This window comes from Asaia krungthepensis NRIC 0535 (assembly GCF_025995175.1).
GTDB classification, from domain to species: domain Bacteria; phylum Pseudomonadota; class Alphaproteobacteria; order Acetobacterales; family Acetobacteraceae; genus Asaia; species Asaia krungthepensis.
In genome coordinates, this window is sequence record NZ_BAPV01000061.1 from 60,459 (window position 1) to 72,075 (window position 11,617).

Consider the following 11,617-nt stretch of genomic DNA (forward strand, 5'->3'; position numbering starts at 1 on the left):
ACGCCCCCTGCCGCGAGGAACCGAACGGCAGTCAACTCCCTATGCGCCCAGCTGGCTTCAAGGAAGCATGCGTGGGTCAATTCGATGCGACGGGGTTTTGCCCAAAGCGTGATCTCACGCCGAGCCAACCCGATTTGAGTGGATGAAACCGATATGGCTGAATACGTGCTGAAAAGTCCCTTCCTGAAAGAGGCTGACGCTCGGGGCTATATTTTCCAGTGTACCGACCTGGCCGCCCTTGATGAGGCGATGCTGGCAGGCACTGTGACAGGCTATATCGGCTTCGACCCCACTGCGGACTCGCTGCATGTGGGCAATGCGCTCTCGATCATGATGCTGCGCCTGATGCAGAAACACGGCCATCGCCCGATCGCGCTCATGGGGGGCGGCACTGCCAAGATCGGCGATCCGTCCTTTCGCGACGAGGCACGCGCCCTGATGAGCCCCGAGAAGCTTGCGCATAACCTGTCCGGGATCGAGATCAGCCTGCGCCAGTTCCTGAGCTTTGGCACAGGCGCCAGCGATGCCATGCTGGTGAATAATGCCAACTGGCTGGACCACCTCTCCTATATTGAACTGCTCCAGGATGTGGGTGTCCATTTCTCCATCAGCCGCATGCTGTCTTTCGACAGCGTGAAGCAGCGTCTGGATCGTGAACAGGGACTGACCTTTCTGGAGTTCAATTACTCCATCCTCCAGTCCTATGATTTCCGCGAGTTGAATCGTCGCCATGGTGCCGTCCTGCAGATGGGAGGCTCCGATCAGTGGGGTAACATCGTGGCAGGGATCGATCTGGCACGGCGGACAGATGGCAAGCAGGTTTTTGGCTTGACTACCCCGCTCGTTACCACCGCTTCCGGCGTCAAGATGGGCAAGTCGGCAAAGGGAGCCACCTGGGTGAGCGCCGAAAAACTGCCTGTCTTCGAATACTGGCAGTTCTGGCGCAATACCGAGGACGCCGATGTCGGGAGGTTCCTCAAGTTCTTTACCGATCTGCCTGTAGAGGAATGCGATCGACTGGGCGCGCTGGAAGGTGCCGAGATTAACGAGGCAAAGAAAATCCTTGCTACCGAGGCCACTGCCATCTGTCACGGCCGTGAAGCCGCTCTCGCCGCAGCGGAGACCGCACGACAGGCGTTTGAAACGGGGAGCCTTGCAGCCGATCTGCCATCCCGCGATCTGGCTCGTGCTGATCTGGAGGCAGGCATCCCGGCTTTTCGCCTTTTTGGCGAATCGGGCCTTGCTGCCACGAACAGCGAGGCACGTCGCCTGATTCGTGGCGGCGGCGCCCGGTTAAACGACCGGCCGATCCAGGATGAAAACCGGATTATCGGAACCGACGATCTCGTTGAGGGGGTTCTCAAACTCTCATCGGGCAAGAAGCGTCACCTGCTTCTGCGCCCGGTCTGAGCGGATTGTAGTGCCGCCTGGGTAGCGTGACGGGCGAGGGGGCCTGCCACGCTACCCAGGCCATCCCTCCATCATCGCGAGCGGCTGGTTCGGCGAAATGCCTGTCCCGGCAATCCCTAGCGCCCTGCTAAAACACGAAGATCGCCTCGTCCGGTGCAGCCAGAAGCCCCAAGGTAACCACTTGTTCGTTACCTGAACGCGGACTGAGACCATGACCCGATCGACTGTGCCCGTTGGAGCCCTACAGAGTGGGGCTCGTACGCGAGGTCGTGAAGATTCATAGGAGTGCAGGGACCGCCCCACCCTATCACGGAGCGGACACAAGGCCACCTTGCCCCGTTCAGCGACCTCCGGCCCGCCCCACTCGTGACAACGCGCCTTGCCGCCTCGGCATTATTCTCATCTCTCTTCGCCCATACGATCAAGACCCGTAGACAGACGCCGCGCCGAGCCCGATGACTGGTCGAGGGTCAAACCGTAACGACGGAAAACGTCTCGAAGGAATGCTGCTGGGTCGACCACGTCATCTCCCTGTCTCCCACCACGGTCAGGTAACGATCCTCGACGTCGCGTATGCCGCAGGTGGCACCACGGCATTCCGCATGCAGACCACCCGGGCTGGCCAGAGCCCGGATCTGATCGCCTTCGCGATCGAGGAAGAACTTCCTGCCGCAGATCGTGACGCAGGGATAAGCCTTATGATCGATATGCACGAGGCTGACCGGCGTCGCGTCCCCTTCCATCCAGACAATATTCGAGCTGGTGAAATGACGGTGACGGGACGAGTAACCAAGCGTTCTGCCTCGATGATCGAGCATCACCGGCGTTCCCATCACCAGATGATCTGCCCCGCCCGGACGAAACTCGCCAGTCGCGTAATAGCTGATCAGGGAGCGCAGCAGGATCTGTGCCTGAGCCATATAGCCGTTCCTTCCGAGCTGCGCACAGATCCTGAACAACAATGTCTCGTCACGCAGCACGTCCCGGTAGTTGAAGCGCTCACGGAAACCCTGACTCACCAGCATATCGTAAACAAGTTTCGGAAATCGCGTGTAGCCATTGGCAATACGGTTATAGAGATTGGTCGTGTTACTCCGCCGCATTCGGGACGTGGCTCGCCTCAGATTATCCGCGCAGATTGTAGCCTCATCTTTTGACACAAGAATCGCAATGAGCTCGCGCAGGTTGTTGCTGCCCTTGAGGCTCTCGAACACGATATGTCCTGCACTGGGCACGTTGACGGGCAGGAGCTGCGCGCGCTCATGGCCCGTCGCGTAATCGAGCAATCGTCCGACAGTTGCCGTATCACTCCGATGATGCCGGTCGAACAAGGCGTAAATCTCGCCATGCAGATCACCGGGCTTCACCCCCATCCCGCGCATGGAAGGCTCGCATAAGGCAGCCCATTCGGGAATGACTTCCCCTTCCTGATCATCGATGGTCCATTGCGGCCCGAGGGCCAGAGTACGTTCCGAGCCAAGCATTCCGGCATATTTGATCGCGGCATAGGCTCCTGCAGAGAGACCGATCGTTACCGTCTTTTCGTATTCTGCCATGACGCGCTGCATGACCCGCAGGGCGGTGTGCATGTTGTTGGAATAATACCAGTTCCGCTTCCTGGTGGTGACGCCAAGACAGGCGATATTATCCGCCTCCACAACGGGTTTGCCAAAATAGGTCGCCCCGGCATTCGCCTCATGCCCGATGCCGATGAATGTTACGAGGATGAACTCCCTGCTGCCCTCCTGATAATGAACAACGATATCGTCGCTATCGAAAAGGACGTGAGTGGTCATTTTACTTCCGTAGAAAATGGTTTTTCATCCAGGCACTTTTGTGTGCCGCATGGAAAATGATAATATTTTCATTATATTCTTCAATATTCAACAATTTATCCAATGTTTTTGACGCATTGTCGTGAAATATTTCTGTCTATTATATGACCCTCCTCACATGGCATTATGACTTCGAAACGAAATCTCGGACCATCTTCCGCTTTTTCAGGAGGTTCCTGACAGATTTTGGGATGATCGATAATTTCCCCCGGGTACCATACCCCTGGGGCAAAACCTGCTTGCCCGGTAATCTTGAGTCATGCGCAGGAAGTGACATGGCACACTGTGCCCGCGCCATCGCAGCGCACATCATGCGAAGGCACCTGCAGCAGGAGAGAGCCCATGTCTTCGCTTCCCCAACACCGCGCTCTATGGCGCTACGCCCTTACCGATCTGACTGGCCTTGCTTTTGCCGCCCTTTGGGGTTTGCGCGGCCTGAGGGGGCTCGGCTGGGCATTTCCACTCGATCTGACGATTATTATGGTCATCTCGGCGCCGCTCATCTGGGGGTTTCTAGCCCGCGACCTCTCTCAGGGGCGACCCGAAATCATTATCGATCGGGCGCTGGCACAACGGGTCAAACGCCTGCGTGTCCTTCTCTTGTTTCTTGCGGGGATGACGCTGTCGGTACTCCACCGCCCGGACCTGATGCTGGTCGTGTTCGGCCTTGTAATCGGCGCTTCCTATATCCCGCTCGGACGCGCCATGGCGGAACCGGTTCATGGTATCACGGGGCTTGCCATCCTGGTCGTCACGCTCTTTGCCCTTATGTTCCCGCCACCTCTCCATCTCATCCTGGCTGGATTGGGCACTGCCACGAGCCTCTGGCTCGGCGCAGCCGCACGCCTCTGGGGTCACTCCCCCGCCTCATCCGGCAAGACCCGCGTTGCCACCGCGGGGGAAACACCATGAGGATTCAGAGCACCGCCCTTCGTCGAGCCAGCTTTGCCATATACCTGCTTCTCTACCCCATGCCCTGGCTCGCCCATGGCGCGACGTTCACCGCTGTGATCGCATTCATAATCGGCAGTGCAGTTTTCATCACCCTGCCCCTCCTGCCCGGCCGCCTCGCCCCACCGATTGAATGGAGGGTCATTATCTATGCCCTTATCGGGATCGTGCTTATCCCGTTCGGCGGATATTGGGGAGTGTTCTTCATTTCGGCGGCCGCCACATGCGGTGCCATCGATAATCGCCGCCGGGCAGTCGCGTTGCTCGCCCTCGTTCTGGCTGTCTGCATTCTCCTGGCCCTGACACTCGACCACAATGTGATTGGCTGCCTGATCACCCTGATCGTAGCGGCGGGAACGTTCACCACAATGTCCTTGTCCATGGACCTTCACCGCCAAAATCAGGCTCTGGGCCGCGCGCAGGACGAAATCAGGGCCCTGACTTTGATCGCCGAGCGCGAACGCTTCGCGCGGGATCTGCATGATACACTCGGCCAGTCGCTGACTGTGATCGCTCTCAAATCCGAACTGGGGCGGCGTCATCTCCCCCACGCGCCAGAGAATGCCGTCAGGGAACTCGAGGAGATCGGCGACCGCGCACGGCAGGCTCTGGCAGAAACTCGGCTTGCCGTCTCAGCCATGCGTGTCACGAGTCTCGAGCAGGAACTTGCATCGGGTGTTGAGGCATTGCGTGACGCGGGACTGGAAGTTGCCGTTTCTGGAGAGACCCGCCTCATGCCAGCCGTGCATGATGCGGTGCTGGCCCTGATCATACGCGAGGGCCTGACGAACATCCTGCGTCATGCAAACGCCGACCGGTGCATAATTCGCTTCCTGAGACTCGCCACGGGTGAAGCTCAGCTCGAGATTGCGGATCAATCTGCCTCGACGGCGCATGGCGGAATTCCCTTATCATTCCGGGAAGGGAATGGTATAAAGGGAATGCGCGCGCGTCTGGCTCAGGTCGATGGCACCTTGCTCATCAACCGTCATCCGGAAGGCACTTCGCTCGTAATCACGCTTGGAGAGGCATCATGAGGCAGAAGCTGCGCCTCGTTCTGGCTGAAGATCAGGTCATGCTTCTCGAGGCTTTCGCCGCGCTGCTGTCTCTCGAGCCGGATTTCGACATCGTGGGCACAGCCCGTGATGGCAGTGAAGCGCTCACCCTCGTCCGCGCCCATCGTCCCGATATCCTGCTCACCGATATCGAGATGCCTGAAATGGGGGGGATCGAACTCGCTGAGACCCTTCATGCCATGCGGGCGCATACGGTCGTGGTCATCGTCACCACTTTCGCCCGCGCTGGCTATCTGAAGCGCGCACTCAATGCAGGCGTGCGCGGCTATCTGCTCAAGGATGCGCCGGTTGCGCAGCTGAGCGATGCGCTGCGCAATATCGGACGGGGTGGACGTGCCATCGATCCGCTTCTGGCCCAGCAGGTCTGGGATGCCGCGCAGGACCCGCTCAACCCGCGCGACAGGGCCATTCTGCGCATGGTCGAGTCCGGGCGATCAAGCGAGCAGATCGCAAGTCTGTTCGACCTTTCCCCGGGAACGCTTCGCAACTGCTTTTCGGATATCATCCAGAAAATCGGCGCGAGGAACCGTGTCGAGGCAAGCCGTATTGCGCGTCAGAACGGTTGGCTCTGATCCGTCAGAATACTGACGACACGCGAGAGCACGACTCCTTCGTCATAAAGCTCACAAGCACGCATACGCCCTGCTTCTCCCTGCGCCGCGCGTAGCGACGGGTTATGCACAAGTTGCGTCAGGGCCTCTGCAAGAGGCGCGGCCAGTCCCGGCGGCACAAGAAATCCGGTTTCCCCGTGAATCACCTGCTCATTCGGCCCGCATATGTCGGTCGCCACAACCGGCAGACCGGTCAGCATGGCCTCGATGACCGACATCGGCAGCCCCTCAAAATGACTCGGCAGGGTGAAGATGTCCGCGGCAGCGAGGAGCGATGCCGTGTCGTCGCGATAACCGAGCAGACGCAACCGATCGCCCAAAATCAAGGAAGCACGCGCAAATTCATGCTCCATCCGGTCGCCATGATCCGACGCAAGCCGCTCTCCGACCACCATCAATATGGCCTGGGGCACGTTCTCCATCGCGCGCAGCAATTCAGGATAGCCCTTGTGCCGCACGATGCGGGAAACGGCGATGATGACGACCTGCTCATCCGTGATCCCCAGTTCGTTCCTGGTCTTGCGACGAAGCTCACCATCCGGTCGATAGAGTGCGGGGTCGCGTCCATTTCCGACCGCGTGGGGCCAGGGATGGATGCGCAGACGCCGCGCATCGCGTGCCTCAGCCTTCGAAACGGTCATGTAGCGGTCGGTGATCTGCCCCGCTGCCCATTCGAGCAGGAAGGAGAGGACGCGGCGCCTGCGCGACCCCGGTTGATTGAAGAGATAACCGTGGCAGGTATAGGCAATGCACGGCACATCGCACCACCATGCCGCCACCCGCGCCAGAAAACCGCTGATCGGCATATGCCCGTGAACGAGGTCCGGGCGCAAGCGCCTAATCAGGCGTATCAGCGCGCGAAGTGCCCTGATCTGGGCCAAAGGGGAAAAGGAGCGGGCCATGGGCAGACCATGAACCACGAAGCCATCGTTGCGCAGCGTCGCCAGATGAGGCCCCTCGGCGCAGCCCCCTTCGACCTCATGCCCCGCATCGCGCAGGGCGCGCATGATCGGGTGAATAAACTGACGCATGGCGAAATCGACATTCGTGATTTCGAGAACGCGCATCTTGCCCTCTATCGGGGCCCCTTTCCGTCTTGTCCGGAGACGCTTTTTCATTCCGGCACGCGCTCCATGACCCACTGAATGACCTGTCGCGGTGAGGAAGCCTCTTCCCGGTTCGCTACATCGCCATCCTTCACGTCCGCCGGCTCAGGGACCTTCTCCTCCGGGGTGGGAGGGGAGATCTGATCGCCTTCGGCCGATGCCATAGGTGGGTCGTCACCAGGATTCTGCGAACTCTGCCCCTCTTCAGCCTCAGGGTGGCGCGGCGTCTGCCCCTCCGAGAGGCGAGGCCTCAGGGGACGAACGACGATCTGGTGGCTCGCGACTGGCTTCTCCCCCCCTGCATAAACGCTTTTCTCGAGCGAGAGCGCGCCGCCTTCCTGCCGGAACCGCCAGATCATTCCCCCCGCATGCATCAGGATCTCGTCTGCATCGGGGGCAAGTTCCGCCTGAATACTGGGATGCAGGTGAAAACGCAGGGCAAACTCGACCCGACGCTCGCCATCGATGCATTCCTCCCCGCGCAGGTCCTCACCTGTCGGCCCGAGATAAAGACGCCGACGCCATGTCGCGCCCAGTCCAGGGTACCAGCCATTATGCTGACCATCGAGCCAATGAGCCCCGTCCTGTGTCTGATGGGTCAGCGTCACCTGGGCAGGACTGCGGCTGATTCCCCCTGAGGGCGCCATGTCGCAGCTTGAGATATTATCGATCACAACCGATGAGTGGGCCGCTGTCTCCCGCAGGGCGCGCTTCCACGGTCCCGCAACCGCCGCGCCGCAATTGACGAAAAGACGCTGACGCCCATGCGAGAACTCCAGCGAGAGGGGGCCTGCATGAGCGTGACTGTCGTAGGGCGCGGCGGGAGGCCCGGCACCATCGACGAAAAGCAAAGCCTTGCCTGCTCCAATGCGCCAGAATCCGCCATCCGGCATGGCAGGGGCGAGCAATCTCTGGCGTGCACCATACTGGATGATCCGATCGATCTGACGATCATCCTGCTCCTTGCTGCCATTGAACAACGCCAGGCCGCCATCGCCATGGCGCAGCGCACGCAGAACAGGGCAGACACGGGCCAAGGCCCCCTGCACACGTTCCGATGGCTCGAGCTGAGCCATACGCATGAAAACGCTGATTTCGGCCAGCTCGCGCGCCACTTCCATCTGGGCCTGCGGGCTGCGCTCGCGCATCGTGCCATCCGGCAGGATCTGACGGTCGAGCTCCTGTTCGAGAAAACGATGAAAGCGATGCAGAAATCCGGTCTGGGAAGGAATGGCCACAGCGACGGCCAGCAATCCCTTGAGCGCGGTGAAATTCTTCCAGCCCTGTTCCGGCAAGGGCAGCATGATCGAGATCAGCCGGCCCTCGACCAGAATACGGTCCATCACGCTCTGGCGAAAAGCCTCACTGGCGGAGGCGCCGTAGAAGTCGAAATGACCCAGCCATGAGGCCAGACGCGCTCCCGCTGCCGGAGCATTGAGGACGAGCGGATCGATCGGGGGCTGGTCGAGCCAGCTCGCGACGATGGATCGTGCATAGAGTCGCGCCTCATCGCTGCCCAGAGCACGCAGATCGCGCAACCAGGTGAAGCCCTGCAGCCAGTCGCGCACCGGCCCGGCGAGATCGGCATATTCCCAGTCATGCGCCCGAAGCGGAATATTCCGCCCCTCGAACCGTGCAATTCCACTGACAAGACGCGCGCCATGATCCGGGTTACCCGGCCAGATATCGCGTATGGCATGAACAGGGCGATCGGGCGCGCGGGCAATACCCGGCACGCTTGATGGAAGCCGGGCAAATGAAAGACGAGCTTCACGCGCCCAGCGTCCGAACATGCCGGTAGGATCCCCTTGGTCAGATGATCAGGACAGGCTCCCCGCCTGTCTCAGAGATGTGATCGCTGCAGCATAGTCGTCTTGGCCGTAGATGGAAGTCCCTGCGACCATCATATCCGCACCGGCACCCGTCGCGAGGGGGGCTGTGGCGAGATCGATACCGCCATCGACCCCAATACGGATATCACGACCCGTGGCATCGGCCATCTGGCGAAGCTTGCGGATCTTGGGCACCTGGCTTTCGAGGAATTTCTGACCGCCGAAACCCGGGTTGACCGTCATGACCAGAATGATGTCCACGAGATCAAGCAGATAGTCGAGCGCCTCAGGGGGCGTGCCGGGGCAAATGGCAATGCCGGGCTTCTTGCCCAGAGCGCGGATATGCTGCAGCGTCCGGTGCACATGCGGGTTGTTCTCCACATGCACATGGATATGGTCGGCCCCTGCCTTCGCAAAAGCCTCAATAAAGGCATCCGCCGGATCGATCATCAGGTGAACATCGAAAGGCTTGTCCGTCCGGTTGCGCAAAGCCGCCACCATGCCCGGGCCGAAAGTCATGTTGGGGACGAAATGCCCGTCCATCACATCGAGATGCAGCCAGTCGGCCCCATCGCGCACCACGGCCTCGATTTCCTCACCCATCCGCGCGAAATCGGCGCTGAGAATGCTCGGTGCAATCAGGGGCGTCTTCAACTGGGGCATAGTCCTACCTTTTCTCTGGTGAGCCGATCTGTTTCAGCTGGTCTTGCGCAGCCTTGCCGCAAAAAATCCATCCATGCCACCACGTTCGGCCCACATGCCGGGATGCGTGCGGAATGTTCCCTGTTTCGTGAGGGCTTCCGGCATGGCGGCAAGCTCTTCCGCCGTGAATGGCTCGAGCGCCCAGCCGCGCTTGAGTGCCGCAGCCACGCGCTGGGGACCTTCCTCATCCTGAAGCGAGCAGACGGCATAGAGCATCACGCCGCCCGGTTTGAGCATGGCGCCAGCCGCATCGATCAGCTTGTCCTGGTCCTTGGCGAGCGCCAGAACATCGCGCGGGCGCTTGACCCAGAGCACGTCCGGATGACGGCGGAGCGTGCCTGTGGCTGAGCAGGGCGCATCCAGCAGAACGGCATCGACCTTGTCCTCCGGCTGCCAGACGAGAGCATCCGCCACCACGACACTCGCCTTGAGTTCGAGGCGTTCCAGATTCTGTTTCAGACGCTTTGCACGCGTTTCCTCGCGCTCGACCGCAATCACCTTAGCCCCGGCCACCGCCAGCTGCGCCGTCTTGCCGCCCGGCGCTGCGCAGAGATCGATCACGCTCTGGCCGGGCTGGATACCCAGCAGTCGCGCCGGCATGGTGGCGGCAGCGTCCTGCACCCAGAACGCCCCCTGATCGAATCCCTCCAACTCGGTCACCCGCGTACCCGGCGCAAAACGCACACTGCCATTGGACAGGGTCTCGCCGCCTTCGGGCGCGGTGGCACCCGGGCGCAGCGTCAGGTCGATCGGCGCCTCACGATGCAGGCCAGCGGCGATATCGCGCGCCCTGTGTCCCCAGGCCGTCCAGAGCCAGGCCGGCACGTCCAGCCGATCTGCGTCCAGACCTTCAGCCAGTTCGTCGCCATCACGTGCGACCCGACGCAGCACGGCATTGGCCAGACCGGCAAAGGGCGCCAGTCCTCGGCGGCGCAACAGCGAGACAATCGTACCGACCGCTGCATGAGGCGGGGTCTCAAGATGACGCAGCTGCGCCACGCCCATAAGCAGGGCGCAGCGCACCGGCGTCGGGGGCTCACGCCGCAGCAGCGGCTGGAGCAGTTCGGTCATGCTACCCATGTGTCGCAGAACGGTCGCGGCGAGCCGATGCGCACTGGCGCGATCGCGTGGATCGGTCAACGTGCTGCGGTCGAGCGTCGTCTCCAGCATGCGTCGATGCTCGACGACACCGCAGAGAATATCGAAGGCCAGATCGCGTGTCGGATCGGCGGGAATCTGAGAAGGTGCTTTGGACATTGCCTTGCCAATGGCATTTCGCGAAGCGCCGCGCTACCCCTTCTCGCACTCGAACCACAACAAGTTATGGAACCGGCCATGTCAGATGACACGCTTTCTTCCCGCCTGGACCAGATTCGTACCCGGATCACACAGGCCAGTGCGGCGGCCGGACGCCTTCCGGAGAGCGTGAAACTGGTTGCGGTCAGCAAGTTCCACCCGGCAGCCGCAATCGAGCAGGCACTGGAAGCGGGTCAACGGCTTTTCGGGGAGAACCGCGTTCAGGAAGCGAAAGAGAAATTCCCCACTTTGCGCGAGCGCTGGCCCGATCTGCGTCTGCATATCATCGGCGGATTGCAAACCAACAAGGCGCAGGAGGCCTGTCGACTGGCAGACGTCATCGAGTCAGTCGATCGCCCTGCCCTGGTTGATGCGCTTTCACGGGCTGCAGACAAGCTGGAGCGCCTTCCTAATCTGTTCGTTCAGATCAATACGGGCGATGAACCCCAGAAGTCCGGCGTAGCACGGGAGGAAGCCGGAGCGTTCATCGCTCTGTGCAAGGCCCGTTTTGGTGAGGCGTTGCAGGGCGTCATGTGCATTCCACCGGAGGACGAAGACCCTGCGCCGCATTTCGCCTTTCTCGCCGGGCTCGCGCATGACCATAAATTAATGGAGTGCTCCATGGGAATGTCAGCCGACTTCGAGACGGCCATAGCGCACGGCGCCACTCTGGTGCGGGTGGGCACTGCCATATTCGGTCATCGCCCCTGATTCTGATTTCAGCTATGCGATGCTTGCGGTCACGCGAGTAATGATCGTATGGCAAAGTTTATGTCAGTGATCACTCACAACTATGTG

General features: G+C 60.7%; 10 protein-coding genes. 5 read left to right on the top strand and 5 right to left on the bottom strand.

The features are described 5' to 3' along the window. Positions 1–153: 153 nt before the first annotated feature. Positions 154–1,410 (top strand): tyrosine--tRNA ligase, encoded by a 1,257-nt coding sequence (tyrS, locus tag AA0535_RS14595; protein WP_264817384.1) that lies wholly within the window; start codon positions 154–156, stop codon positions 1,408–1,410. Between the two features lie 470 nt (positions 1,411–1,880). Here the strand turns inward: tyrS and AA0535_RS14600 are convergent, their stop codons facing one another. Beyond that, positions 1,881–3,206, bottom strand: a complete 1,326-nt coding sequence (locus AA0535_RS14600; RefSeq protein ID WP_264817385.1) for a hypothetical protein — start codon at positions 3,204–3,206, stop codon at positions 1,881–1,883. A gap of 381 nt (positions 3,207–3,587) precedes the next feature. On the opposite strand from AA0535_RS14600, the gene AA0535_RS14605 reads away from it, so the two are divergent. Genes AA0535_RS14605 through AA0535_RS14615 form a run of 3 tightly spaced genes read left to right on the top strand, consistent with a single transcriptional unit; the run spans position 3,588 to position 5,844 of the window. Then, positions 3,588–4,157 (top strand): hypothetical protein, encoded by a 570-nt coding sequence (locus tag AA0535_RS14605; RefSeq protein ID WP_264817387.1) that lies wholly within the window; start codon positions 3,588–3,590, stop codon positions 4,155–4,157. Next, complete coding sequence (locus tag AA0535_RS14610) at positions 4,154–5,233, top strand: sensor histidine kinase (protein WP_264817388.1); 1,080 nt, start codon at positions 4,154–4,156, stop codon at positions 5,231–5,233. The genes AA0535_RS14605 and AA0535_RS14610 overlap by 4 nt, the downstream gene beginning before the upstream one ends. After that, entirely contained in the window at positions 5,230–5,844 is a 615-nt protein-coding gene (locus AA0535_RS14615) for a response regulator transcription factor (RefSeq protein WP_264817389.1), read from the top strand. Before AA0535_RS14610 ends, AA0535_RS14615 begins: the two co-directional genes overlap by 4 nt. Here AA0535_RS14615 and AA0535_RS14620 read toward each other — a convergent pair. Genes AA0535_RS14620 through AA0535_RS14635 form a run of 4 tightly spaced genes read right to left on the bottom strand, consistent with a single transcriptional unit; the run spans position 5,826 to position 10,780 of the window. Beyond that, complete coding sequence (locus tag AA0535_RS14620; RefSeq protein WP_264817638.1) at positions 5,826–6,950, bottom strand: glycosyltransferase family 4 protein; 1,125 nt, start codon at positions 6,948–6,950, stop codon at positions 5,826–5,828. The genes AA0535_RS14615 and AA0535_RS14620 overlap by 19 nt on opposite strands. Positions 6,951–6,997: 47 nt before the next feature. Further along, entirely contained in the window at positions 6,998–8,782 is a 1,785-nt protein-coding gene (locus AA0535_RS14625) for a heparinase II/III family protein (protein ID WP_264817390.1), read from the bottom strand. Positions 8,783–8,809: 27 nt separating this feature from the next. Further along, entirely contained in the window at positions 8,810–9,484 is a 675-nt protein-coding gene (gene rpe / locus AA0535_RS14630) for a ribulose-phosphate 3-epimerase (RefSeq protein WP_264817392.1), read from the bottom strand. A gap of 33 nt (positions 9,485–9,517) precedes the next feature. Further along, positions 9,518–10,780, bottom strand: a complete 1,263-nt coding sequence (locus AA0535_RS14635) for an RsmB/NOP family class I SAM-dependent RNA methyltransferase (protein WP_264817394.1) — start codon at positions 10,778–10,780, stop codon at positions 9,518–9,520. A gap of 78 nt (positions 10,781–10,858) precedes the next feature. On the opposite strand from AA0535_RS14635, the gene AA0535_RS14640 reads away from it, so the two are divergent. Next, positions 10,859–11,530, top strand: a complete 672-nt coding sequence (locus AA0535_RS14640) for a YggS family pyridoxal phosphate-dependent enzyme (RefSeq protein ID WP_264817395.1) — start codon at positions 10,859–10,861, stop codon at positions 11,528–11,530. The last annotated feature ends 87 nt before the right edge of the window (positions 11,531–11,617 follow it).

Excerpts from the sequence above, each read along its gene's own strand:
- AA0535_RS14625 (WP_264817390.1), bottom strand. The coding sequence starts at position 8,782 with ATGTTCGGACGCTGGGCGCGTGAAGCTCGTCTTTCATTTGCCCGGCTT.
- tyrS (WP_264817384.1), top strand. The coding sequence starts at position 154 with ATGGCTGAATACGTGCTGAAAAGTCCCTTCCTGAAAGAGGCTGACGCT.
- rpe (WP_264817392.1), bottom strand. The coding sequence starts at position 9,484 with ATGCCCCAGTTGAAGACGCCCCTGATTGCACCGAGCATTCTCAGCGCC.
- AA0535_RS14605 (WP_264817387.1), top strand. The coding sequence starts at position 3,588 with ATGTCTTCGCTTCCCCAACACCGCGCTCTATGGCGCTACGCCCTTACC.
- AA0535_RS14610 (WP_264817388.1), top strand. The coding sequence starts at position 4,154 with ATGAGGATTCAGAGCACCGCCCTTCGTCGAGCCAGCTTTGCCATATAC.
- AA0535_RS14635 (WP_264817394.1), bottom strand. The coding sequence starts at position 10,780 with ATGTCCAAAGCACCTTCTCAGATTCCCGCCGATCCGACACGCGATCTG.
- AA0535_RS14615 (WP_264817389.1), top strand. The coding sequence starts at position 5,230 with ATGAGGCAGAAGCTGCGCCTCGTTCTGGCTGAAGATCAGGTCATGCTT.
- AA0535_RS14600 (WP_264817385.1), bottom strand. The coding sequence starts at position 3,206 with ATGACCACTCACGTCCTTTTCGATAGCGACGATATCGTTGTTCATTAT.
- AA0535_RS14620 (WP_264817638.1), bottom strand. The coding sequence starts at position 6,950 with ATGCGCGTTCTCGAAATCACGAATGTCGATTTCGCCATGCGTCAGTTT.
- AA0535_RS14640 (WP_264817395.1), top strand. The coding sequence starts at position 10,859 with ATGTCAGATGACACGCTTTCTTCCCGCCTGGACCAGATTCGTACCCGG.